15 protein-coding genes are annotated in these 24771 nt (G+C 72.6%); 4 read left to right on the plus strand and 11 right to left on the minus strand.

From position 1 onward, the window contains the following. Position 1: 1 nt before the first annotated feature. From ABZ953_RS25930 to ABZ953_RS25955, 6 genes are read right to left on the minus strand one after another with little or no spacing between them, the layout of a single operon-like run. On the minus strand, positions 2–1114 hold the full coding sequence (locus tag ABZ953_RS25930) for a class I SAM-dependent methyltransferase (protein ID WP_361727888.1): 1113 nt from the start codon (positions 1112–1114) through the stop codon (positions 2–4). Next, positions 1093–2343, minus strand: a complete 1251-nt coding sequence (locus ABZ953_RS25935; protein WP_361727890.1) for a glycosyltransferase — start codon at positions 2341–2343, stop codon at positions 1093–1095. The genes ABZ953_RS25930 and ABZ953_RS25935 overlap by 22 nt, the downstream gene beginning before the upstream one ends. Continuing rightward, on the minus strand, positions 2340–3203 hold the full coding sequence (locus tag ABZ953_RS25940; protein WP_361727893.1) for an alpha/beta hydrolase: 864 nt from the start codon (positions 3201–3203) through the stop codon (positions 2340–2342). Before ABZ953_RS25940 ends, ABZ953_RS25935 begins: the two co-directional genes overlap by 4 nt. Positions 3204–3205: 2 nt before the next feature. Further along, complete coding sequence (locus ABZ953_RS25945; protein ID WP_361727896.1) at positions 3206–3514, minus strand: acyl carrier protein; 309 nt, start codon at positions 3512–3514, stop codon at positions 3206–3208. After that, the gene (locus tag ABZ953_RS25950) at positions 3511–8187 is read right to left on the minus strand and encodes a beta-ketoacyl synthase N-terminal-like domain-containing protein (RefSeq protein ID WP_361727899.1); all 4677 of its coding nucleotides are present in this window, start codon (positions 8185–8187) and stop codon (positions 3511–3513) included. Before ABZ953_RS25950 ends, ABZ953_RS25945 begins: the two co-directional genes overlap by 4 nt. Before the next feature lie 7 nt (positions 8188–8194). Continuing rightward, a complete protein-coding gene (locus ABZ953_RS25955; protein ID WP_361727902.1) occupies positions 8195–15343 on the minus strand; it encodes an SDR family NAD(P)-dependent oxidoreductase in 7149 nt (2382 codons plus the stop codon). A 501-nt stretch (positions 15344–15844) separates the two neighbouring features. Between ABZ953_RS25955 and ABZ953_RS25960 the strand changes: the two genes are divergently transcribed. Both ABZ953_RS25960 and ABZ953_RS25965 read left to right on the plus strand, forming a co-directional pair. Beyond that, on the plus strand, positions 15845–16918 hold the full coding sequence (locus ABZ953_RS25960; protein ID WP_361727906.1) for a DUF6801 domain-containing protein: 1074 nt from the start codon (positions 15845–15847) through the stop codon (positions 16916–16918). 217 nt (positions 16919–17135) lie between these two features. Then, positions 17136–18134, plus strand: a complete 999-nt coding sequence (locus ABZ953_RS25965) for a DUF916 domain-containing protein (RefSeq protein WP_361727909.1) — start codon at positions 17136–17138, stop codon at positions 18132–18134. A 153-nt stretch (positions 18135–18287) separates the two neighbouring features. On the opposite strand, the gene ABZ953_RS25970 is transcribed toward ABZ953_RS25965, so the two are convergent. After that, positions 18288–19292: a DUF6801 domain-containing protein gene (locus tag ABZ953_RS25970; protein WP_361727912.1), complete on the minus strand. Its 1005-nt coding sequence runs from the start codon at positions 19290–19292 to the stop codon at positions 18288–18290. Between the two features lie 473 nt (positions 19293–19765). Between ABZ953_RS25970 and ABZ953_RS25975 the strand changes: the two genes are divergently transcribed. Then, positions 19766–20977 (plus strand): DUF6801 domain-containing protein, encoded by a 1212-nt coding sequence (locus ABZ953_RS25975; RefSeq protein ID WP_361727915.1) that lies wholly within the window; start codon positions 19766–19768, stop codon positions 20975–20977. A 141-nt stretch (positions 20978–21118) separates the two neighbouring features. Next, positions 21119–22258, plus strand: coding sequence for a DUF6801 domain-containing protein (locus ABZ953_RS25980; protein ID WP_361727918.1), 1140 nt, complete (start codon positions 21119–21121; stop codon positions 22256–22258). A 1-nt stretch (position 22259) separates the two neighbouring features. Here the strand turns inward: ABZ953_RS25980 and ABZ953_RS25985 are convergent, their stop codons facing one another. The 4 genes from ABZ953_RS25985 to ABZ953_RS26000 are packed head-to-tail and all read right to left on the minus strand — an operon-like array spanning position 22260 to position 24748. Beyond that, the gene (locus tag ABZ953_RS25985; RefSeq protein ID WP_361727921.1) at positions 22260–22838 is read right to left on the minus strand and encodes a hypothetical protein; all 579 of its coding nucleotides are present in this window, start codon (positions 22836–22838) and stop codon (positions 22260–22262) included. 35 nt (positions 22839–22873) lie between these two features. Continuing rightward, positions 22874–23566, minus strand: coding sequence for a hypothetical protein (locus ABZ953_RS25990; RefSeq protein WP_361727924.1), 693 nt, complete (start codon positions 23564–23566; stop codon positions 22874–22876). 10 nt (positions 23567–23576) lie between these two features. Next, positions 23577–24122, minus strand: a complete 546-nt coding sequence (locus tag ABZ953_RS25995) for a hypothetical protein (protein ID WP_361727927.1) — start codon at positions 24120–24122, stop codon at positions 23577–23579. A gap of 11 nt (positions 24123–24133) precedes the next feature. Next, positions 24134–24748 (minus strand): hypothetical protein, encoded by a 615-nt coding sequence (locus tag ABZ953_RS26000; RefSeq protein WP_361727929.1) that lies wholly within the window; start codon positions 24746–24748, stop codon positions 24134–24136. Between the last annotated feature and the right edge of the window lie 23 nt (positions 24749–24771).

A 24771-nucleotide genomic window follows, 5' to 3' on the forward strand; every position in this document is an offset into this window, starting at 1 on the left:
GTCAGTTCCCTCTGCCGTCGGGGGTGTCGTGGGGGGTGTTGTGGAGGGTGTTGTCGGGGCCGCGACGGGCGATCACCCGGTAGGCGTTGCTGAGCGAGGTCCGCCGTACGAGCGGGGCGAGCAGCAGATCGATGCCGTACGCGGCGAGGAGCGGCGGCAGCGCGGCGAGCGCCACGGCCCAGCGCGCGGCTACCGCGGCCCGCCCCGGCCGCCGCGCCAGCCAGGGCGCGTCCTCCTTGGGCATGGCGCGGGCCGCCCAGAACCAGGTGGCGCAGGCTAGGTCGACCGGGATGTGCTGGTTGCCGCGGCGGCGGGCGGACACCACGGTGAAGCCCAGGCGTTCCAGCTCGCGGCAGAGGTTGCCGATCGGCACGAAGTGCAGGTGCTGGGGCTGGAACCAGGGCATCCAGCGGCCGCGGAAGAACCTGCCCAGCGGGGATTCGGGGTTGGGGACCTCGATGAGGAGGTGCCCGCCGGGCCGCAGCGCGGTGCGGGCGGCGACGAGTTCGCCGCGCGGCGTCAGGGTGTGCTCCAGGTAGTGGAACATGCTCACCGTGTCGTAGCGGCCGGCCAGTTCCTCGGCGAGCAGTGTGAACTGTCCCCGGTACGCGGCCGCGATCCGCCCCTCCTTGACGGCGAGTTCGACGCTCTCGCCTATGTCGAGGCCGTGGAACTCGGTGTCCTGGAGCTCCTCCTTGGCCGTCGCGCAGAAGTGGCCGTGCGAGGTGCCGACGTCAAGCCAGCGCCGCGGGCTCGCATGGGCGCGCAGGGCGCGGGCGCTGTGCCGGAAGCGTTTCACACTGCCGCGCCCGGCGAACATCTTGGCCGTGCTCTCCCCGCCGAGCCCGTCGTAGAAGTCGCCGTAGTAGAAGTCGAGGCCCTCGGAGGTCAGTTGCGGATTCTGGAAGATGTGTCCGCAGTCGCGGCACTCGTCGAGGACGAAGGTGCCCGGCTTGTTCTGCACGTGGTCCCGGCTGCGAAGGCGGTGGCGGAGCCGGTCGGAGGCGCACCAGGGGCAGGTGGTGCGCGGGGGCCGGAAGAACCGGCCCGTTCCCGCGGCGAGCAGCCGTTGGTAGTGGGGCCTTCGCGCGGCTATATCTGCAGTCCGTGCCACGGGTTCTCCTGTTCTTCGACCTTTTCGGTCATTGCGGCCTCTGCGGCCTCTGCGGCCTCTGCGGCTGCTACGACCTCTTCGAGATGCGCGGCCGCGGTGGGCGCTCCGCCCGCCGCGCGGAAGGAGTGGCTGATGCGGCAGGCCGCCGCGGCGTAGTGGGGCTGGCCGAGCACCGTGTCGAGGGCGGCTCCGACGGCCCTGGCGTCGGCCCGCCCGAACCGCACCCGCACGCCCGCTCCCGCGGCGGTGACCTGGGCGGCGACCACGGGCTGGTCGTCGCGGATGGGAGCGACCACCAGGGGAACGCCGTGCCACAGGGCCTCGGTGACGGTGTTGTGTCCGGCGTGGCAGACGACGGCGTCCGCGCGGGCCAGGAGGTCGAGTTGGGGAAGCGCCGGGCGGATCAGGACGTCGTCGTCGCCGCGCGGCGGGCCGAGGAGTCCGCCGGGGTCGGCCACCACCACGCGCAGTGCGCGTGAGCGGGCACGTACGGCGTCCACGCAGTGGGTGAGGAAGCGGGCGCCCACCGTGGTGTTGACGGTGCCGAGGGAGACCAGGACAAGGGCCCGGCGGTCGTCCCGGTCGACCCACTCCCAGGGGAAGTCGGCGATGTCGCCGCGCGAGCCGAGCGCAGGGCCGACGAAGCGCACCGGACCGCGTTCCCGCGCCGACGGGCCGGTGAGTTCGCCGGTGGAGAAGACGAGCGTGAGCCGTGGCGAGAAGCGCGGGTCGTGGCGGGCCGAGGGATCGCCGAGGCGCTGGCGCAGACCGTCAAGGAGGTCGGTGAGCCACTGGTCGACCTTCGGGATGCCGATGAGACTGCCCGAGAGCTCCGCGGAGGTGGTCGAGGAGGTGACGTAGGGGACGCCGAGCCGCTCCGCGACCAGTGCGCCCGCGACCGCCTGCTGGTCGACGACGAGCAGGTCGGGTCCGAACTCCATGACGGCGGTGGTCACTCCGGGCGCCATGGCGTACGCGAGCGGTGCGAAGAAGTCGTCCCACAGGAACTTCAGGGCGGCGACGCCGCGCAGATCTGGGGGCCGGTCGTCAATGCCGGGCGGGCCCGCGCAGGGGAAAACGGGGCTGTCCGCCGCCACCAGCCCCCGTAGAACGGCCGGGTGCCCGGCCCAGGCCACCTCGTGGCCCCGGGCGGCGAGTGCGGCGGCGACGGCCGAGGCCGGGTTGACGTGACCGGCGAGCGGCGGCACGACGAAGAGGAATCGGCTCATCGGGCCACTCCCACGGCCGACAGCCGCCGCATCGTCCAGTCCAGGGTGAGGGTGCCGACGTGTTCGGCGGCCTCCACCAGGACCGAGTGCTTCTGGCCGGGCACCACGACGACGTCGCAGTCCGGCAGGAGTGCCGTCAGGCGGGCGGTCTCCTCGGCGACGAGGCCGCCCTGTCCGTTGACGAGGAGCACCGGGCGGTCGAGGGCGCGGAGTTGTCCGTCGCCGAGCGTGCGGCCGTCCGGGATGTCCCGCCTGATGGAGGTGGTGGCGATCAGCCGCCCGGCCGCGCGTCCGAGGCGGGCGATGTGCGCGTCGTGCAGGTCGTCGCCCTGCCGGGTGGAGGCGAGCGCTCCGTACTCGGCGACGAACCAGGCGAGCGCCTCCTCCTCGGACCGCTCCCCCGTCACCCGGTGCAGCGCCCCGGACATGGTGGCGGCCCAGCCGCGTGTCGCGGGCCCCGACTCCACGACGGTCACGCACGCCGTACGCGTCGGGTGGTGCACGGCGAAGTCCAGGGCCACCGTGCCGCCGAAGGAGTTGCCGACCAGATGGACGGGCCCGTCGATGTCCAGGGCGTCGAGCAGGGCGACGAGGTCGTCGGTGAAGTCCTCCAGCGTGTAGCCGGTGGGCGGGCGTTCGCTGCGGCCGTGCCCGCGTAGGTCGTACATGAGGACGTCGAAGCCCGCGTCCGCGAACTGCGGGCCGAGCGTGAAGTAGAAACTGGCGAGGCTGTCGATGAAGGCGCCGTGCAGGAAGACGACGGTCGGCGCGCGGCCGTCGGCCGTCATGACCTGCGCCCCGGGACCGTGCGGAAGCCGCTGTACGTGGTGGAGGAGGCCGTTCGCCCGCACTCTGGCCACGGTCAGCCTCCCGCGCCGGGTCGCAGGGAACGGCAGAGGTACGCGACGAGGTCGCCCACGGTCAGGGCGATGATCTCGTCGAGCTCCAGGCTCGCCAGGTAGGCGGCGAAGTTGGCGTCCGGCCCGTACCACTCGGCGAGCAGCCCGGCGAGGGTCACCAGGTCGATGCTCTCCATCTCCAGGTCGTCGCCGAAGCGGGAGCGCAGGCCGATGTCGGCGGCGTCCGGCGCGTAGTCGCCGAGCACCGTGGTGATCATCTCGGCGACTTCCCCGAGCACTTGGCGCTCGTCCGGCGCCGCGGTCGTCCTCACAGTTCGTTCTCCTTCGCTGTCCAGGCCACGACGTAGTCCTTCTGCTGAGCTCCGGGTGCGGGTGCGGGTGCGGGAGCGGGTGCGGGAGCGGGTGCGGGAGCGGGCCCCAGGCGTTCGCAGCGCACGTGGTGGCGCTGCCGCTCCGTCTCGACGATCAGTCCGTACGGGCGCACCCCACGGACGGCGAACCTCCGCGGTCGGCCGCGCAGGCCGAGACCCTCGGCCTTGGCCACGGCTTCCTTGGCCGCCCAGAAGCGGGTGAACCACACGGCCTCGCGCTCACCGCCGGCGACCGTGCTGAGCGTGGCGAGCAGGGCTCGTTCCCGCTCGTCCAGGGCGACTTGGTGTGTGGCGTCGGTCCGTTCGGCGATGACCTCGACGTCGATGCCCACCCCCGTTTCGGGGTGTTCCCGTTCGGCGTGCGGCCGTACGAGTGCGACGGCGGTCTCCGCGCGGTGGGCCAGCGACAGATCGAGGGCGGGCAGCTCCCGGCCGTGCACACCGACGGCGTACGGCCGTCCTTCGGCGTCGTTGCGGACGGCGATCTCGGCCGGGTAGACCGCGTCCGGGGAGCGCCGCCACAGCCAGTGCCGCACCGCGTCCTTCGCGGCGATCCGGCCGAGCAGCCATTGGCGACGGCCGCGCGGCGGGTGCTTCTCGTAGGCGGCCCGCTCGGCGGCGCCCAGTTGGGTGCGCATCACCAGGTCGCGCGAGGCCACGTCGGGCCAGGCGTCGGTGAGCAGCGTCCAGCCGCCGGGCCGGGCCTCGGACAGGGTGCGGCGCTCGGGGTAGCCGCCGGGGCGGTCGGCGCCGGGTACGTCGAAGCGACGGTCCTGCCAGCCGGTGACCTCGGCCCAGACCGTGCCCCCGACGGTCAGCTGTACGTCGGCGGTGAGCGCGGGGCCGGTGAGGGAGGCCACCCTGACATGGCACTCGACGGGGGTGCCGGGGGCCGGGGGCGGGCCGAAGAAACGGAAGGCATCCATCCGTACGGGGAAGACGACGTTGCGCTCGGTGCGCCGGGCCAGGATCCAGTGGCCGAGCAGCTGGCCGACGTTGTCGAGGAGTGCTCCGGGGGCCGCCGGGGTGGTGATGGTGCCGCGGACGTGTCGCTCACCGATGCCGGTCAGCTCTGTGACCCCCTGGAAGGCGGGGCCGTGGAACATCCACCGGTCCCGGTAGAGGTCCTCGGCGGTGATCGCGCAGGGCTGCTCGTCCGCTTCCCGCCGCCAGCGGGCGGGCGGGCGGCCGGGGTAGTCGTCGGCGAGTTCGAGCACGGCCCGCGCGTACGGTCCGAACGCCACCCGCACAAGCCGCTCGTCGGGCTCGGGCGTCACGACGACTTCGACCCGGGTGGCGGGTTCGGCCGCGAGCCACTGCTCAAGGCGCACGTCGTACACCGCGACGACCAGCCGGCCGGGGCGGGCCCGCTCGGCGGCCCGCATCATGTGGTGGACGACGGTGGTCGCGGGGACAACCGGGTGCCGGTCGGAGAGGTCGGGCCAGCCGGGGCGCTGCGGGATGAAGCAGTGGTCGAGGAGGTGGGGCATGGCGGTGGTGTCGATGACGAGTTGTGCGTGTTGTGCGTGTTGTGCATGTTGCGGGTATTGCGGGTGGTCGACGGCGCCGGGGGACGCCGACTCCTCCCACTCCGGTACTGCGATTGCGGGCGCAGTGGCATTCTCAGGTGCGGGTGCGGGTGCGGGTGCGGGTGCAGGGGCAGGTGCAGGGGCAGGCGCAGGGGCAGGCGCAGGGGCAGGCGCATTCGCATGCGCGGTCGTCGTGGCCGCCGCCCGTGCGGTGAACAGCGCCACCGCCGTGTCCGCCGTCTCGGCCAGCGCGGCCCGCAGTTCGGCCGCCGCGGGGAAGCGGGCCGCGAGGGCGTCGAGGCGGCCGGGCGCGGGTTGCGGGGCGCGGTCCAGCGCGGCGAGCAGGTCCGCGCGCAGTTCCGACCGTACGGCGGGCGGCAGCGACACCGAGGCGGCGCCGAGGTCCAGACGGACCGGCGCCCTGCCGGTGGCACGGCGGGGCAGCGGTGCGTTCGCGGCCCGAGGGCTGCCCTCGGCCCACAGCGCGGCGACGACGCGCCGCAGTTGGGCGAGCCCGCCGCAGCGGGGCGTGTCGGCGGCGACGGTCAGGCCCTCGCGGCCGGCCAGGGTGTCGTCGATCAGCGAGCTGAGGCGGCCGGTGCCCACCTGCACGAAGGCCCGGAACCCGGCCGCGTACATCGCGTCGATGAGCGGCCGGAAGCGGACCGGCTCAAGGAGGTGGCGTACGAACAGGGCCCGGATGTCGGCCGCGGCCGGGGGAAAGGGTGCCGCTGTGGTGCCCGACCAGACGGGGATGCGGGGCGTGCGTAGGGGTGCGCGGTGCGCCCCGGCCGTCAGGGGGGTCAGATAGGGGGCGAGCATCGGCGTGTGGAAACCGGAGCGGAACGGCAGGACCTGGGCGACGATCCGCCGCTCACGGAAGTCCCGCACCAGGACGTCAACCGCGTCCTTCGGGCCGCAGATCATGGACTGGGCGGGGGCGTTGTCGTGCGAGAGAACCACGTCGGTACGGGAACCGAGCACCGCCCTGACCTGCTCGGCGGACGTGCCGAGTGCGGCGAACGCGACGCCGGGGACGCTGAGGGAGTCGGGGTCGAAGTCCGCGAGGAGGGCGTCGGCCGTCGCGGCGTCGTACAGGCCGCCCGCGAGCATCGCTGACCACTCGCCGATGCTGTGTCCCGCCACCGCGTCGGGTTCGATGCCCAGGGCGCGCAGGGCCCCGTCCAGTACACGGCCGACGGCAAGCACGCCGATGCCGTGGCGCCCGACGTCGCCGACGACCGTGTCGTCCCCCATCGGCACCGGCAGTCCGAAGTGCCGGGCGACCTCGCCCACCCGGGGCGCGAACTCCGCCTCGAGACCGGGGAAGACGAACGCGAGTCTGCCTCCGGCCTCGGGAGTGAGCAGGGGTTCCGGGGTGAACCACACGTCTCCCCTGCCCCGCCAGGCCCGCCCTTTGGCCACCGCGCGGCGGGCCAGCGCGAGGCGTCTGGCATCGGGGGCCACGACCGCGAGGCGGGCCCGGCCCGGGGGCGGCTCGGTGTCCGCCCGGTCGCGCAGCGCGGAGTCGGGGGCGGCGAGCCGGTCGGCGAGGAGCTCGGGGCTCTCGGCGGTGAGGCGGAGCACCGGCTCCGCCTCACGGACGACCGCACGGGCTAGGGCCTGTGTCGGAAGTCCCGTCTGCCCCGCGAGGCCCGCCCTCCGGGCGAACGACGCGACTTCCGACACAGGCCCTAGTGCGGCAGTGGGCCGCGGGGCCTGTTCGAGGACGACGTGGGCGTTGATGCCGCCGAAGCCGAAGGCGTTCACCGCGGCCCTGCGGATCTCCGCGTCCCACGGTCTGGCCGTGCCGAGCGGCCGGAAGCGGGTGGCCGCGAGGGCGGGGTGCGGGTCCTCGCAGTGCAGGGTGGGCAGCAGCGTCGCGTGGTGCAGGGCGAGGGCGGCCTTGACCAGGCCCGCGGCCCCGGCGGCCGGCATGGTGTGGCCGATCATCGACTTCACCGAGCCGATGACCGCACGACGCTCGTCCGATGAGCGTTCCCGCGGCGGACCGAACACCTCTGCCAGCGTGGCGAGTTCGGCCGCGTCCCCGGCCGGGGTCCCGGTGCCGTGGGCTTCGAGGAGGCCGAGGGCGTGCGGCGCGCGCGGGTCGAGCCCGGCCGCCCGCCAGGCCTGGCGGACAGCCCGGGTCTGGCCGTCCGGATCGGGGCTGAGCAGGCTCGCGGCGCGGCCGTCGGCGGCGACGCCCGTACCGCGGATGACCGCGTAGACACGGTCCCCGTCGCGCGTCGCGTCCGCGAGGCGCTTGAGGACGACGATGCCAGTTCCCTCGCCGATGAGGATCCCGTCGGCCGCTGCGTGGAAGGGGCGGCTGCGCTCGGACGGCGACAGGGCCCCGAGGCGGCTGAAGACGCTCCACAGCGTGACGTCGTGACAGTGGTGCACGCCGCCCGCGAGCATCATGTCGCAGCGTCCGGTGGTCAGTTCGGCCACCGCCTGGTCGACGGCGATGAGCGACGAAGCGCAGGCCGCGTCCGTCGTGTACGCGGGCCCCCGCAGGTCGAGACGGTTGGCGATGCGCGACGCGGCGAGGTTGGGGACGAGTCCGATGGCCGCCTCTGGCCGGTCGGGGCCCAGCTGCGCGGCGAAGGCGTCCTCGATGCGGGCGAGCCGGTCGGGGCTCAGCTCCGGCAGCAACTCCCCTAGCGTGTGGGCGAGTTGCCGGGACGTACGTACGCGTTGGTCGTTGCGGGCCTGGGCCGGGGTGAGGTAGCCGCCACGGCCGAGGACCACTCCGACGCGGTCGCGTACGGGGAGGCGCTCCTCGCCGCCCGCGTCGGCGATCGCGCGGGCGGCGACCTGGAGGGCGATCAGCTGGTCGGGTTCGGTCCCGTGGACGGAGTCCGGCATCACCCCGAACCGGGCGGCGTCCACCGAGGCGAACTCGTCGACGAAGCCGCCGCGTCGGCAGTAGATCCGCTCCGGATACAGGGAGGCGTCCCAGCGGTGTCCCGGCACCTCGGCGATGGCGTCGGCTCCGGCGACGAGGTTGTGCCAGTACGCCGCCAGGTCGGGGGCGCCGGGCAGCAGGACCGCCATGCCGACGATGGCCACATCCGTCATCGCGGCCTCACAGGCCCAACGCGGTGAGGACGACGGCCGTCGACGCCGGGTCGCCCCAGGCGAGCTCACGGAGCAGGGCGAGCACCCCCTCGTCGGGGTCGATCAGCCCGACACCACGGCGCGCGTAGTCGCGGCCCAGCTCCGGGGTGACCATGCCGGTGTGGCTGCCGACGGGCGCCCAGGGCCCCCAGTGCACGGTGAGCGTGCGGTGCCCGGTGCGTGCGGACCAGTCGGCGCCGAGGCTCTCCAGGGCGTCGTTGGCGGCGGCGTAGTCGCACTGACCGCGATTGCCGAGTACAGCGGAGACGCTGCCGAACAGGACGGCGAACGGGCGTTGCCGACCTTCGGAGAGTGCGGCCACGGCGTCCAGGAGGTGGCGGGCCCCATCGACCTTGGTGCCGTACACCCGGTCGAAGGACGCGGCGTCCTTGTCGGCCATCAGCCGGTCCTCGATGACGCCCGCGCCGCCGACGACACCGTCGATCCTGCCGTGCTCGGCCATGACCTCCTTCAGCACACGGTCGACGGCGTCCGCGTCGCGCAGATCAGCCGCGTGGTAGCGGGCCGGGCTACCGAGACGCGCCAACTCGGCCAGGGTGGCGGCGACTTCGCGCTGGGCGAGGACCAGCCCGGCGGCCCGGTCGACCTCGGCCGGTGAGCGGCTGCCCTGAGCGGCGAGCACCGCGCGCAGCTCACTCCGGTCCCGCGCCGCGGCCGTGGCCGGGGTCTCGGGGGCGTCGGGCAGCGGGGTACGGCCCAGGAGCTCGACGCGACAGCGTGCGGCGGCGGCCAGGGCCAGGGCGAAGCGGGCGGTGATGCCGCGTCCTCCCCCGGCGAGAACCACGACCGACTCGGGGGTGAGTCCGCACGCCGCGACCTCGGCCCCGCCGTCGGCCGCGGGGCCCGCGCCGCGCTGCGCGGGCAGGCTCAGCGGTACGGGTTCCGGGCGTGGCGCGAAACGGCCTTCGGGCGTGTGGTCGACCACGGGCTCGGACTCCGGGTCGGACAACTCGGCCACCAGCGCCTCGGCGAGGTCCGCGTCCGGGGGCCGGTGGGCCAGGCGCACCAACCGGACGCTCGTGGCCGGGTGTTCCCGCGCCGCCGTACGGAACAGACCGGCCAGCCCTGCCCCCGCCGGATCCGAGGCCGGGCAAGCACCGATCAGCCAGGAGGGGCGACAGGCCAGCGCGGCTGCGAGCCCCGCGAACCCGGCGGGGAGCGCGGGCCCCGCGTCGTCCCCCAGGGCGCCGAGGTGGACGACGCCGTCCAGGGCACCGAAGGCCTCGGTCAGCACGTGGTCACGGCCGAGCAGTACGGCGTCGGCCCCGCGCTGCCGAAGTCCGGCCATCACGTGATCGGCAACCCGGCTCGCTCGGTCGGCGCGGGGGGCGCCCTGGTCCGCACCTGCCGCACCACCGGCCGCACCTGTGGGCCCCACGCCCTCCGGTACATCGCCGAGCACAGCGAACCGCTGTCCGGTCAGATTCAGGTCCGCCGCACCGCCCGGCCGCGCCAGCGGCGCCCGCCCGACCACGTACCGCTTGGGAGCCGACCCCAGGAGTGCCGTCGGCGCCGCGTCGTCCGTAGCCCGGACTTCGGGCGGTCCGGCCGCGTCGTCCCTCTCCGTGGGTGCCGCCTGCCGCGCCGTCAGCCACCGCGTGATCGCCTCCGCCGTACGGGCCCGGGACAGCGCTTCGAGTTCGGCGTCGTCGAGCCGTACCGCATCCGCTCCCGCACCGAGCAGCCCCGCGAGCTCACCGGCGATCTCGGTGCGCTTGATGGAGTCGATGCTGAGGTCGGCCTCCAGGTCGAGGTCGGGCTCGATCATGTCCGCCGGGTAGCCCGTACGGTCGCTGATGATCCGCAGGACGGCGTCGAGCAGGTCGGCGCCGGTCGCGGGGTGCGGCCGGTCCGGCTCCGCGTCTGCCTTTCTCGCTTCCGGGTGTTTCGCGTGCTCGCCTCGTATCGGGGTGGTGGCCGAAGGGGCCTCCGGTGTGGGCGCGGCTGTGGGCGTGGCGCCGAAGTGGGCGAGCAGGACGTCGCGTTGGGCCGCCACCAGTTCCCGGGTTCCCCGGAGGAAGTCGGCGAGCAGCGCGTCCCGGTCCCCCGCTCCCCCGTCGTGGCGCCCGCTCGTGCCGGTCACATCGGCCTCCAGAGTGATGCGTCGGGCCGGTCGCAGTGCGCCGGGCAGGGGGTCGCCCGAGGCGTCCCGGACGAGGTGGCCGTCGACGGTCCAGGCGGGGGGCCGGGCGGCGGGCCCGGACGGCTCGGGGCCGGTGGTGGCACGGCCGTGGAAGAGCCACCCGGTGGCCACGGGCACTCCCGCGACCGCGAGCCGGGCGAGGGCGGTGAGGAAGCCGGGCAGTCCGGCCCCGGCCTGCGGTTCGGTGGGAATCGCCCGGTGCGGGCGGTCACCGAGGATCCGCCCGACCAGTGTGCTCAGTACGGTGCCGGGGCCCGCCTCGACGAAGATCCGCGCCCCGGCCGCGTACATCGCCTCGATCTGCTCGGCGAACCGGACGGGCGAGGCGATCTGCTCGGCGAGCCCGGCCCGGATCGCCTCGGGCGAGGCCGGGTAGGGCGCCGCCGTGGCATTGGCCCACACATCGAACTCCGGTACGCCCACGGCCACTTCGGCGAGGGCATCGCCGAACGCCGGTCCCGCGCCCGCGAGGAGCGGGCTGTGGAAGGCGCAGGCGACAGGCAGCAGCTTGGCGCTGTGACCGGCGTCGCGCAGCGCGGCCACCGCGTCCCGCACCGCGTCGGCAGGGCCGGAGACGACGCTCTGGTCCGGGGCGTTGAGGTTGGCGAGGACCACCCGGTCCGCCAGTCCGGCGGAGCGCAGGGCGGCCAGGATCGGGGCGGCGCCCGCCGTGATCGCGGCCATGGCACCGGGGGCGTCGCCCGCCGCGTCGAGCATGGCATCGGCACGGCGGCCGCTCAGCGCGATCAGGGCGTCCGGGGTGAGGGCGCCCGCCGCGCACAGGGCCACGAGTTCGCCGTAGGAGTGCCCGGCGGCCAGGTGCGGCCGCACGCCGGCGCGGGCGAGCAGATCGGCGGTGGCGAGCCCCGCAATGCCCAGGGCCGGTTGGGCATTGCGGGTGTCGGTGAGCCCGGCGCGTTGCTGTTCGTCGGCGTCGGAGGTGAAGCCGGTGGGCGGATAGAGCGCGGGAACGCAGGCGGATCCGCGGCGCAGGTGCTGCTGCACTTCGGGGAAGGCGATGAACAGCTCGCCGCCCATGCCGGGGCGCTGGCTGCCCTGTCCGGGGAAGAGGAAGGCGATCCGGTTCCCGGGCGCGGGGGTCCGAGCGGACTCGGCGGTGTCTGAGTCGACTTCGGAGCCCGAGCGCGTCTCCGTGTCCGCGTCCGCGAGGAAGATTCCGGCTGCCGGGTCGTGTTCACCGGCCAGGGCTCGGCGCAGCAGTACGGGCAGGCTGCGCGGGTCGGGAGCGACGACGGCGATGCGTACCGGTCCGGTGCGCCGCGCGGCTCGCCGGGCGGTGCTGGCAGCGAGGTCCCGCAGGCGCGGGGTGTCCGGCCGGCGGTCCAGCAGGTCGAGCAGCAGCCGTACCTCGCGGGCGGCTCCTTCATGGTCGTCGCCGTGGAAGGTGAACAGTTCGGCGGGCCAGTGGGCGTGACCGTGCGCGGGCGGCGCGCCGCCTTCGTGGGCGCGCAGGACCACGTGGAAGTTGGTGCCGCCGAAGCCGAAGGCGCTGACCCCGGCGCGGCGTTCGGCAGGTCCGGCTGCCCACGGGCGGGCGACGGTGTGGAAGGCGAAGGGGCTGGAGCAGGGGTCCCAGGCGGGGTTGGGGCGGGTGAGCTGCCGGGTGGGCGGCAGGACGCCGGTGTGCAGGGCCAGTGCCGTCTTGATCAGGCCCGCCAGGCCCGCGGCACACTTGGTGTGACCGATCTGGGACTTCACGGAGCCGAGCGCGCAGGTGCCCGCACCGGCGCCCGCCTCCTCGAACACCTCGGTGAGCACGGTGAGTTCGGTGCGGTCGCCGACCACGGTGCCTGTTCCGTGGGCCTCGATGAGGCCGACCGCGGCCGGTGAGACCCGGGCCTGGGCGTAGGCGCGTTCGAGGGCGAGGCGCTGGCCCGTGGGGCCGGGGGCGGTGAGGCCGAGGGCGCGGCCGTCGCTGGAGCGGCCCACTCCCCTGATCACCGCGTAGACGCGGTCGCCGTCGCGTTCGGCGTCGGTGAGCCGCTTGAGCACCACGCAGGCCACGCCCTCCCCGAGCGCGATGCCGTCGGCGTCCGCGTCGAAGGTGCGGCAGCGGCCGGACGGGGACAGGGCGCCCACGGAGGAGAAGAGCAGGTAGTCGTTGATGCCGTTGTGCAGATCGGCGCCGCCGCACAGCACCAGGTCGCTGGCGCCCTGCACGAGCTCCTTGCAGGCGACGTCTACGGCGGCGAGTGAGGAGGCACAGGCCGCGTCGACGGTGTAGTTGGCGCCGCCGAGGTCGAGGCGGTTGGCGATGCGGCCGGAGATGACGTTGGCGAGCATTCCCGGGAAGGAATCCTCGGTGAGGCGCGGCAGTTGGGCGGACAGGGCTTCGGGCACGGAGTCGAGGTAGGAGGGCAGGACGGTGCGCAGGGTGGTGGCGTTGGCGAGGTCGCTGCCCGCTTCGGCGCCGAACACGACCGACGCGCGGGAGCGGTCGAAGGCGCGGTCCGCGTACCCGGCGTCGTCGAGTGCGCGGCGGGCCGCTTCGAGGGCGAGGAGCTGCACGGGCTCGATGGCGCCGAGCGAGGCGGGCGGAATGCCGTAGGACAGGGGGTCGAAGGGAATACGGGGCAGGAAGCCGCCCCAACGCGAGGGAGTGCGTTCGCCGTCGGAGCGGATGCCTGTGCTTGCGCCGGAGCCGGAACCGACGCCGGAGCCCGCGCCGGTGCCGGTGCCAGTGCCAGTGCCGAAGCCGGAACCCGCGCCAGCGCCCGTGCTGGAGCCGATGCCAGTGCCGATGCCGGTGCCAGTGCCGGTGCCGATGCCGGTGCCGATGCCGGTGCCAGTGCCGATGCCGGTGCCAGTGCCGGTGCCGGTGCCGATGCCAGTGCCGGTGCCAACGGCAGCACCGGAGCCCGCGCCGGTACCCAGGCCCGCGCCCGCGTCCGCGCCCGTCTCGCAGTACACGGCCGGATCCCAGCGGTCCGCGGGGACCTCGGTGACCGCGTCGGTCCCGGCCAGGATCTGCGCCCAGTAGGCGTCGAGGCCATCCGCCTGCGGGAACATGCAGGCCATCCCGACGACGGCGACGTCCAGCGGCTCCGGAGCGGCGGCGGCCGACGGCTCCGGGGGCGCGAACCGGGGCCGCAGGACGGCCCTCCGCTCGGCCAGGAACTGCCGTGCTCCGAGGCCGACTTCGCGGTGCAGGGCGCGGATCGTGGTCGGTCGCGTACGCAGCAGGGACACCTGCCCGGCCATGAACATTCCGGCGGCCAACTGCCGCCGCTCGTCGGCGGGGGTCAGTTCACCGTCGCGCCGCTCCACGCCCTTGGTCGCGATCCGCAGCCGCCCCAGGTTCAGGCGTTCCAGCTCCGCCCAGATCCGCTCCGGCGCCAGGCCCTGTTCCCGCAGCCTCCTCTCCTCCGCGGCGAAATCCGCGGTGAAGGGGCTCGGCACACACCGGGTGGCGTGGCCGGGCGCGGTACGCAGGAGCGCGGTCGTCCGCGCCGCGGCGACCTGCTCCTGAAACCCCGGCTGTACGGCGCCGAGGGCGACCGCCTCCTCGGTGAAGAGGTAGGCGGTGCCCATGAGGACGCCGACCGCCATGCCCTGTGCGGCGAGCGGGGCGGCGAGGCCTGTGACCATCGCCGAGGACCGTGCGTCGTGGATGCCGCCCGCGAACATCACCTGGATCTGCGCGAGCGCCCCGGGGTGGTCGGCAGCGTACTCCTCAAGGACCGCGAGTTGCGCCTCCCACAACGGGAAGGAGGCGAGCGGCCCGACGTGTCCACCGCATTCGGAGCCCTCGAAGACGAACCTGCGGGCGCCCGCTTCCAGGTACTGCCGCAGCAGCCCGGCCGACGGGACGTGCAGGAAGGTCCGGATGCCCGCGGCCTCCAGCTCGGCGGCCTGTCCGGGCCTGCCGCTCGCGATGACGGCGTGGCTCGGCCGGGCCTCCCGTACGGCTGCGAGCTGAGCCTCCCGGATTCCCTCGTCGGCGAAGCCGAGGATGCCGACGCCCCAGGGGCGGTCGCCCAGCTCGGTGCGGGTGGCGGTGAGGAGGGCGCGGGCCTGGTCGCCGTCCGCCAGTGCCAGGGCCAGGAACGGCAGTCCGCCCTCGTCGGCGATGGCCGCGGCGAACTCCGGCCGGTCGCTCACCCTGGTCATCGGCCCCTGGGCGATAGGGAGTTCGACCTCTCGCGACGGTGGCGGCACGGGGACCGACGCTTGCGCGATGGCGGTACGTATCCCTCGTATCGCCTTCGCCGTCGTCTGCCACCGCGCGGCGAACCGCGCGGCCAGGAAGCCGTCCTCACCCACGGGGAGGGTGTCGCCGCCTCGAAGGCCGCCCCGCCTGCGCAGAATGCGCCTGCCGTCGACGACGACCGTCCCGGTGCCGTCCATCACCTCGAGTGCGGCCCGGTCCCGCTCAGGCAGGCCGGATTCGGCGAGCAGGGCGAGCTGGGTGTCGAGCACGACGCCGTTCGCGCCGCCGAGCACGGCTGCCGTCGCGGTACGGGGGCCGATGCCGCCGCACGCCCAGACCGGCAGCGACACCTCGGGGTCGGCGAGGAGCTGCTGCAGCAGGACGAACGTACTGAGGTCGCCGATGCGCCCGCCGCTCTCGCTGCCTCGCACCACCAGGCCGTCGGCCCCGTCGGCCACCGCCCGCACGGCCTCCTCGCGGCTGGTGACCTCGACCAACACCGAGTAGTAGTTGCCCAGTTCACCCGGCTGCCAGGCGGAGTCCACGCCGAGCAGTACGGTGTGCGGCCGGCCGGCCGGAGCCGCGTCCAGGTCACCGGGGCGCAGCGCACAGCGCTCCCCCACCCGTACGCCGAAACGGTCGGGTTCCCAGCGGCAGAGCCGGGCGAGTTCCTCGCGAGCGTGCCGGTCACCGATCCCGAGGTCGAGCATGCCGAGACCGCCGGCCCGGCACACCGCGCTCACCAGACGAGCGTCCGGGCGGCCGAAAGGGCTCACCCCCATGACTGCGTCCAGGCTTTCCTCAGAAAACAGCACCAGAACTCCGACCGCTCGGCGACTCAGGCATTTACGTTGAATGGATAAACGAGCCGAGAGCGGAAGCTAGTGGCGCCCAGAGAAACAGGTCAAGAGACGTTTCACTGCTCACCGAAGTTCTGTCGTGCGGTGAGCAAGGAGCCGGGAGCACTTGTCATCCGGAACCACTACGAACTTTTTGGCATCGGCGTATGAGTTCCGGCGTCTCCTTGCTCACCCGGCGATGAGGCCGCCCCCGATTCCGAGCAAGTGGATACCGCCGGTAACCCACATCTTGACCGCCCAACTACCCGTCAGTAGTTTACCGATCCGAAACAAGGCCGTAGCTGGCGAAGATAGCGACATGTACGGCCATTCTCCCTTCACCCGTTCTGCTCCTTCACGCAGTACGAGAGGCAGCTGATGAGAGCTCAGCGAAAGAGAACCAGGGCGCGCCGCGCCTTGTGTACGGTCGCGGCCACAGGGCTGGTGGCCGGACTGGTCACCCTGACGGCAGGCACCGCCGCCGCCGTTCCGGTGCAGCTGGACCAGAAGTACACCTGCAAGTTCCCGATCATCAACAACGACCCGATCGAGATCCACGTCTCCTCGGACATGCCCACCTCCATGAAGGTGGGCGAGACGGTCCCCGAGTACGACATCACGGCCGTCACCAAGGTCAGCGCGCGAGCGGCCCAGGGCCTCGGCGTCATGGGCGCGGTGACCCTGGAGGGCAAGGCCACGGCGGATGTGGTCGTCACGCTGCCCGGCGGCGACGGCACCTTGCCCATCAAGGTCGTCAACACCGTCGCCAAGACCAACATCCCCAACCCGGCGGCGGCGTTCACCGTCAACGCCACCGGGAAGTCGCCCGGCTCCCTGCTGACCTGGGCCAAGCCCGGAACCGCGAAGTTCGACGTGAAGGGACTCAAGCTGCACAACATGATCGCCCGGGACTCGTCGGGCGCGGCGGTCCAACTCCCGCCGTTCGGTGATGAGTTCGAGACCGCCTGCACGCTCGACGCGGGGCAGGGGACGCTCCTGCACACGATGGAGATCCAGGGCGACGACCCAGGCCCGGGTCCTGGCCCGGACCCCACGACCGGCAAGCAGAACGTGAACACCAAGGTCACGCCCAAGCAGGGCGGCGGTCAGCTCACCATGGCCCAGGCGGGCGACACCGTCGCGCTGTCCCCGGTCGAAGAGGGCGCCGGCGGCAACTCGACCGGCGATCTGCAGAAGGTGACCGTCAAGGACGCCCGTAACGGCGCCACCGGCTGGTCGCTCACCGGGAAGGTCACCGACTTCACGGGCGGCGGCGGCAGCATCGGCGCGGACAAGCTCGCCTGGACGCCGTCCTGCGCGACGGCGGCCGGATCGGCGAGCACCTGCGTGCCGGGCACCCGAGGGCCGGTGGGCACGGTGGGCGCCACGCTCGCCAGCGCGCCCGACGCGGCGCAGACCGGCGGCGAGTTCACCGTCGGCGCGGGCCTCGCGCTCGACGTGCCGAAGACCGCGGCCGCCGGTGACTACGCGGCCGTGCTCACGCTGACGCTGACCTGATCCCGCGCACGCTCTGCACGGTGGACCGGCCGTTGTGCGACGGCCGGTCCATCTCTCTCTGACGCCACCCGCTCTCTGGCACCTCCCTCTCTCCGGCACCTCCCTCTCTCTGACACCTCCCTCTCTCCGACGCCACCCTCTCCCTGGCGTCACCCGCTCTCGCGCGTTGCTCCGCCTTTCCCTTCCCGCTTCCTTCTCTCCTCGCTCCGGGGGCCGCATGAAACCCGTCCGCGCGCAGCTCGCGCACCGCAGACACGCCGCCGTACTCGTCACCGTCCTGACCCTGGCGCTCGGCCTGCTCACCGCGAGCCCACCACCGGGCGCGTACGCCGCCGACAACGGCCGCTGGTCCGTCTTCCCCGCCGAGAGATCCGGCCACGGAAAACACCGGGCGTACTTCCGGGTGAAGGCAGATCCCGGCCGCACCGTGCACGACAAGGTCACCGTCTCCAATCTCGCCAAGGAGCCGGTGACCTTTCTGCTCTACGCCGCCGACGCCTACAACACCCCGCGCGACGGCGGCTTCGCGGTCCGCGAACCCGGCGCGAAGCAGCGGTCCGTCGGGGCGTGGACCCGCCTGGAACGCTCGGAGGTCACCGTCCCGGCCCGCGGCAGGGCGACGGTCCCCTTCACCGTCGACCTCCCCCGCACCGCCCCGCCCGGCGACCACCCCGGGGCCGTCATCGCCCTGGACAAGCGCGTCGCCCGCGCCAAGGGCACCGGAGTCGGCATCCGTCAGGCGGTCGGCGCCCGCATCTATCTCCAGGTCAAGGGTGAGCGGACGCCCGGCCTGCGCGTCCAGGACGTCCGCTTCGACTACGACGTCCCCCTGCTGCCCGGTCTCGGCAAGGACGCCACCGTCACGTACACGCTCGTCAACAGCGGCAACGTGCTTCTTGAGCCGAGGGTCGACCTCAAGGCCGAGGGCCTGTTCGGCCGGACGTCCTTCGACAGCGCGGGCAATACGCTGCCGGCCGAGCTGATGCCGGGCCAGCGGGTGCGGATCACCCAGAAGTGGGCCGCGCCGCCACCGCTGGACTGGGGCAGCGTCGAACTCACCGCGAGCGACAAGGGCGGCGAGCTGGTGGAAAGCGCGAGCACGGCGTACCGCACGGTGAACCGGGGCGTGCTCGTGGCGCTCGCCCTGGTGGTGGTGCTCCTGATCGTGGGGGTGGCGGTGCGGCGCCGCAGGGCCCGTACCGCTAAGGGGAGTTGACCCGTCCGGCTCCTCGACGAGGACGAGCTGACGCTGATACGTCCGGAACGACCGCGGGCCCGGAGCGCCGTCGCTGCTCCGGGCCCGCTGCGCTGCCGTACGGCGGGGAGTGCCCCGGGAACGCCGTTTCGCGGGCGCTGTACGGCAACGGGCTCAGCCGGCTTCCTCGCCGCCCCTCCGCAAGCGCCGCGGCAGATAGTGGAAGGCCACAACGCCGGCGGTGCCGAGGCCGCCTGCCGCCGCCAGCAGCAGGCCCACGCCGGGCAGGCCGGTCGACGCGAGGCTGCCCGAGCCGCCCGTCACCTCGGTGTCCAACTGAGCGCCGGAACCGCCGGAACCGCCGGCCGTGCTCCCGCCCCCGGTCACCGGGATGCCGGAGTCGGCCGGGTCAGTGGGATCGGCGGGATCGGTGGGCGGGTCCGTCGGCGAATCGGTCGGCGGGTCCGTGGGAGGGTCGGTCGGCGGATCGGTGGGCGGGTCCGTGGGCGGATCGGTCGGGTCCGTACCGCCGCCGCCCGTGATCGTCATTGTGTGCAGGAGCGTCTTCTGACCCGCGTCGAGGGTGCACTCCGCGGTGAACTCGTCGCCGTTCGGCGGAAGTTTCACCGGCTTTCCCTCCGCGTCCCTGGCGATCATGTTGTGCAGTTTCAGGCCCTTCACGTCGAAGGCCGCTTCGCCCGCCTTTCCCCAGGTCAGCAGCCCGCCTGGCGACTTGCCCGTCGCCGTCACCTCGAACGCGGCCGGGGGATCGGGGATGTCGGCCTTGGCGACGGTGTTGACGACCTTGATGGGCAGCGTGCCGTCGCCGCCGGGCTGGGTGACGACGACGTCGGCCGTCGCCTTGCCCTCCAGCGTCACCGCGCCGAGCACGCCGAGGCCTTGGGCGGCCCGCGCGCTGACCTTGGTGACGGCCTTGATGTCGTACTCGGGGACCGTCTCGCCCACCTTCATGGTGGCGGGCATGTCCGTGGTGATCGCGGCTTCGATGGCGTCGTTGTTGATGATCGGGAACTTGCACGTGTATTTCTGCGTGAGCGACACCGGCTCGGCCGAGGCGCTGCCACCACCGCCGACCAGCGCGAGGAACACCGCGGCAACTCCGGTCAGGGCCGACCCCCGCGCCAACCTCGCCGTGGCTATCCCTGGTTGCTCCCTCATGCGATATCCCATGCGGTCTCCCCTGTGTGGGCTGTCTGACGTGTGGCCTGTCCGAGAATTGGCGCAATCGAGAAATGAGTACTGACAGCCGGGGATCCCGTCAACCCGATCGACACCGTTCGACGGGTGGCGGCCCGCAATTTATCATCCACGCACCATCACGTACTCACTGCGAGCACAAAACCGTCACCCGTCGGCCGCCTTTTGTCGACGGGCAGAAATAGACCTTGACCCCTCAGCTACCCATCAGTAGTTTGCGTATTCGAAACACCGCCGTATCACCGCGGAATTCAGCGGTAAAACTCCCTCGCGGCGGAACGTTTCGCATCTCCGATTTCTCTGGACGGCTGGGCCGGCGAGTCCGGAATCGCTGAGGTGGCACCGACGTTCGTTCGTGCCCATTCACGTAGCCCGAGAGGTAGCTCATGGGAGCGCACAAGAGACAAGTCAGGGCACGCACTGCCCTGAGCACGGTGGCGGCCGCCGGCCTCGTCGCCGGTCTGGTCGGCCTGGGCGGCGGTTCCGCCTCCGCCGATCCGGTGAAGCTCGCACAGAAGTACACCTGCAAGTTCCCGATCATCAACAACGACCCGATCGAAGTCGAGATCACCGCCGACATGCCCGCCACCATGAAGGTGGGCGAGACGGTCCCCGAGTACGACATCAAGGCCGTCACCAAGGTCAGCGCGCGAGCCGCCCAAGGCCTCGGCGTGCTCGGCGCGGTGTCACTGGAGGGCAAGGCGACCGCCGATGTGAACGTGACGCTGCCGGGCGGCGGCGGCAACCTGCCCATCAAGGTCGTCAACACCGTCGCCAAGGCCAGCATCCCCAACCCGGCGGCGGCGTTCACCGTCATCGCCAGCGGCAAGTCGCCCGGCTCCCTGCTGACCTGGGAGAAGGAGGGCACGGCCAAGTTCGACGTGACGGGCCTCAAGCTGCACAACATGATCGCCCGGGACGCGGACGGCAAGCCCGTACAACTGCCCCCGAACGGCGACGAGTTCACCGCCACCTGCACCATGGACGCGGGCCAGCCCACCACCCTCCACACCATGACCATCAACGGCGGCGGCACTGATCCCACGGATCCGCCGACCGACCCGCCGACGGACCCGCCCACGGACCCGCCGACCGACCCGCCCACCGATCCCCCCACCGACCCGCCGGGCGACGACCCGGTGAAGCTCAACTTCGGCATCAAGGGCACGTCGTTCATCAAGGCCGCCAACGGCAACGCCGCACTCTCCGGCGGCATCGACACCCGCTACGACCTGAGCAAGGGCACCTTCGACGCCGACCTGAAGCTCGACCCGACCAAGGGCCAGTTCACCATCATGGGCTTCCTGCCCACGACCGCGGACATCGCCTTCGAACAGGCGGGCAAGACCAACGGAACGCTGGACACCTCGGGCACCCTGAAGTCGCACTCCGAGATGGCGGTCAAGCTCGGGAGCGTCAACGTCTTCGGCATTCCCATCGGCGGCGGCCCCGACTGCAAGACAAGCGGGCCCGCCAAGATCGACCTCGCCAGTGAGGGCCGCTTCCAGCCTTACAAGGGCGGCAAGCTCAAGGGCACCTACACCCTGCCCGCGCTCAAGGGCTGCGGCGGCCTCAACGACATCGTCAGCGCCTTCACCGCAGGCCCCGGCAACACCATCGACATGGACCTCACCTACAAGAACTAGCCCCTGTGGTGAGTCCGTATACCCGACATACCCGACCCGGCCCCCCGCCACTCCAGGCGGGGGGCCGGACCGTTCCCATCAGGACCGTTCCTATCAGGACCGTTCCCATCAAGACCGTTCCCATCAGGACTTGGAGAGACCGTGTTGAGATCGCGCGCCGTACCGCTGCGCACCGCCTCCGCCGGGGCGCTGCTCGCCGTGCTGACCGGCTTCACCCCCGACTCGTCGGCCGCCGCGGAACCGGCACCCCTGACGCAGACGTACAACTGTGTGTTCCCCCTCATGGAGGACGACCCGCTCACCGTCGTGATCAAGACGGACCTGCCGGCCAAGGTGCAGGTCGGCACGCGGGTCCCGGCCTCCGAGGTCGTCTCGGTGGCCAAGGTCAGCAAAACCGCGGCAGCCGCCCTGCGCACGGTCGGCGGTGTCACCCTCGAAGGGGCCGCCACGGCCGGCGTCACCGTTCACATGCCGGAGGGGCCGCTGAACATCGGCATCGACAACACCATCGGGAAGACGTCCTTGCCGGACCCGCCCGCCGGCTTCGACGTGACCGCGACCGGCCATACCCCACCCCTGACGTTCCGGCAGCCCGGTGCCGTACGGATCGACGTCAACAGCCTGCTCCTCACCATGACCCCGCGGGACGCGGCGGGCGACAAGACCGCGCTCGACACCTTCGAGACCGAGTGCACGCTCGATCCGGCCGACCAGGACAAGACCCTGCACACCATCCAGGTGGAACCGGCACCGACAGACCCCGGAGGCGAGCCGGTGCCGCTCGGCTTCGGCATCAAGGGCAGCTCGTTCATCAAGGCGGCGGGCGGCAGCGTCCCCCTGTCGGGCGGCCTGGACACCCGCTACGACCTGGACAAGGGGACCTTCGACGCCGACCTGAAGCTCGACCCGGCCACGGCCCGGTTCACCCTGCTCGGCTTCCTGCCCACGGCCGCGGACATCGCCTTCGAGCAGACCGCCCGCACGACGGGAACCGTCGATACGGCGGGCCGCCTCACGTCGCACTCCCAGATGAACGTCAAGCTCACCAGCGTGAGCGCGTTCGGCCTGCCCATCGGCGGCGGGCCGAACTGCACGACCGTCGAACCCGCCGGGCTCGATCTCGTCGGCGAGGGCCGCTTCGAGCCCTACAAGGGCGGCAAGCTCAAGGGCACGTACACCCTGCCCGGCCTGAAGGGCTGCGGCGGCCTGAACGACCTGATCAGCGCCTTCACCGCGGGCCCCGGCAACACCGTCGACATGGACCTCACCTACAAGAAGTAGCTCAGCCGGCCGAGGCCGCCGAGTGCCCGGCGCCGTTCAGGCCCGAGCACTCCGGCGCCTTGTCGAAGGCCCGCTTGAGCGCGGGGTCGGCGCGGAAATCCTGGGCGGGGCCCTGGTACGCGCCCGCCCGCTCCAGGCCGTCGGCGGCCTTCTTCAGCGCCGCCTTCAGCGACTTCTCGTCGGTGACATCGGCCTTCTTGAGCTCGGCGGTGGTGCCATCGAGCTTGCCGCGGGCGGCGCGGAGGTTGGCGAGCGCCTTCTTGTACGCGGCGTCGCCACCCTTCACGGGTGGTGCTCCCTCCTTGCGCATCTTGCCGTCGAGCGCGCCGAGTTGCCGGTCGAGCGCGCCCATGAAGGTGACGACCTCCGAGTGGTACTTCTTGGCGTCCTTGTGGTCCGAGGCCGGAAGCGTCAGCCTGGACCCGACGTCCTGCACGCTGTCGCAGACGTCCGAGGCCCAGTCGACCTGCGGGCCGTCGTCGACGCGCGAACTGCACCCTGACAGCACCGCGGCGGCCACCACTCCAAGGGTGGCGGACAGGAGCGCGGCGGTGTGCCGCTTCTGTCTCGTACGCTTCATGTCCGACTCTCCTTCTTATCTGACTGGCTGCTGCTTCAGCGGCTGAACGTGTCGATGTTCGCGATCCGCCAGGTGGCCCCGCCCCGGCGGACCACGTCCACGGCGAACATCGCTGCCGCCTGGGAGGCCGAACCCCCCTTGGCCGTACTGGTGTTGCTCTGGTCGGCGAAGACCAGGACCCGGGCCCGGCCCCCGTCGATGGCCTCGACCCCGCTCTGCGTGACAGTGGTGGTGAGGACGAGCTTCTGCCGCGCCCCCTGGGCTCGGACCTGCGCGAGCATCTCCCGGTGCTGGCCGACCGCCTTGCCGGTGAGGTACTTGGCGGCTGCCCTCTCGGTACGGGCCGGGTCCGTGTGGTCATAGGAGAACACCGCGTCGACTGCTTGGCCGACCGTGCCCTTCACCTCGCTGGTGCGGGCCGTGTCGGTGAGCGCCGCGTTGCGCAGGGCAGGCGCGTCGCGCAGGTCTTCGGCCCGGGTGTGGGCGAGGACCGCGAAAGCTCCGGCCAGTGCGGCGAGCAGGCAGAGCAGGGCGAGCAGCAGGGGCCGGGGTGCGGACCCGCGACGCGCGGTGCGGGCGGGCCGTTCTTTCGGCTTCGGGCGCGGGGCTCGCGGCGCGGGCGCGGCTGCCTTCCGGCTCTCGACCGTGGCCAACCGCCGCTGTCTGTTGACCACATGGCGTGTCGTCTGGCGTGTCGTCTGGCGGGTCGTGTGACGTGTCGTCGGCATGGAACGGCCCCTAGTCGGACGGAGTGTCGGTGGGCGCTTCGCCCGCGGGGGCCTGGCCGAGGCCACTCAGCTTCCAGCCCTCACCGGTGCGGGTGAGTTCGCCGAGCAGCCGGGTCTCCTTGCTGCTCGGCTTCTTCTTCGGCGGGTCGACGGTGATCCGCATCGCGATGAGGACGCCCGCCCGGCCTTCTCGCTCGTCCAGTTCGGTCACGGCACCGGAGAGCACGTCGGCCGTGGTGACCGTGCGCGCGTTGCGCACCTGCTTCTCGAACTCGGGTCTGCCCTTGCGCAGTTCTTCGAGGAGGCTGCCGGTCGCCGACTGCTCCCAGGCGTCGAGGCCGTGCTCCAGATCCCGGTGGTCGAGGGTGTTCATGTTCAGTGCGGCCTGCTCGCCCGCGGCCAGCACCTCGTCGCGGGTCTCCGCGAAACGCGCGGAGTCGTCGTGGGCCGCCGCGTACCAGGACGAGCCCGTCCACCCGGCGAAGCCCAGGGCGATGGCCGCCGCCGTGGCGATGAGCGCGAGTCTCGTACGCTCCAGCGATGTCGTACGTGCCATGTCCGCCTCCGCTATCGGGCCTTGATGTCGGTGATCGTCCAGTGGCCGCCGGCCAGGCGCGCGGTGACCGAGAGCTGGGCGGCGGCGGTGCTCGCCCTGGCGCCCCCGCGCTCGGCCCGCTGGTCGAGGAAGACCAGCAACCGCGCGTGGCCGTCGGCGAGTTCGACCGCTCCGGCGCGGACCACCTGCGTGGTGAGCGACAGCTTCTGCTGCCGGACCTGCCCCCGGAGCCTGTCGAGCAGGGCCCGGTAGTCCTCCGCCGCCTTGCCCCGCAGCACGTCGCGTGCCCGTCGCTCGGTGGTGGCCAGGTCCCGGGGCGTGTAGGTGAAGATCGCGGCGAGTGCGTCGCTGACGTCTCCGACGACCCGGCGGGTCTGCTCGCTGTCGGTCAGCGCACGGTTGGCGACGGTCGGTGTGTCGGCGGACCGGGCGCTGAGGGCCAGGAGTCCGCCGCCGGTGAGGAGCAGCGTGGCGAGGATGAGGGTAAGAGCGAGAGTGAGAGTGAGCGGAGTGCGGGCGACGCGGCGGCGACGGACGGCGGGCGTCGCCTCCGCGCCCGCACCCGCCCCCGCATCCACATCCGCGTCCACATCCGCGTCATCGCCGCTTCGGATACGTTCCTTCATTCCGCTGCGTTCCCTCATTCCGC

This window comes from Streptomyces sp. NPDC046465 (assembly GCF_040646035.1).
GTDB lineage: Bacteria > Actinomycetota > Actinomycetes > Streptomycetales > Streptomycetaceae > Streptomyces.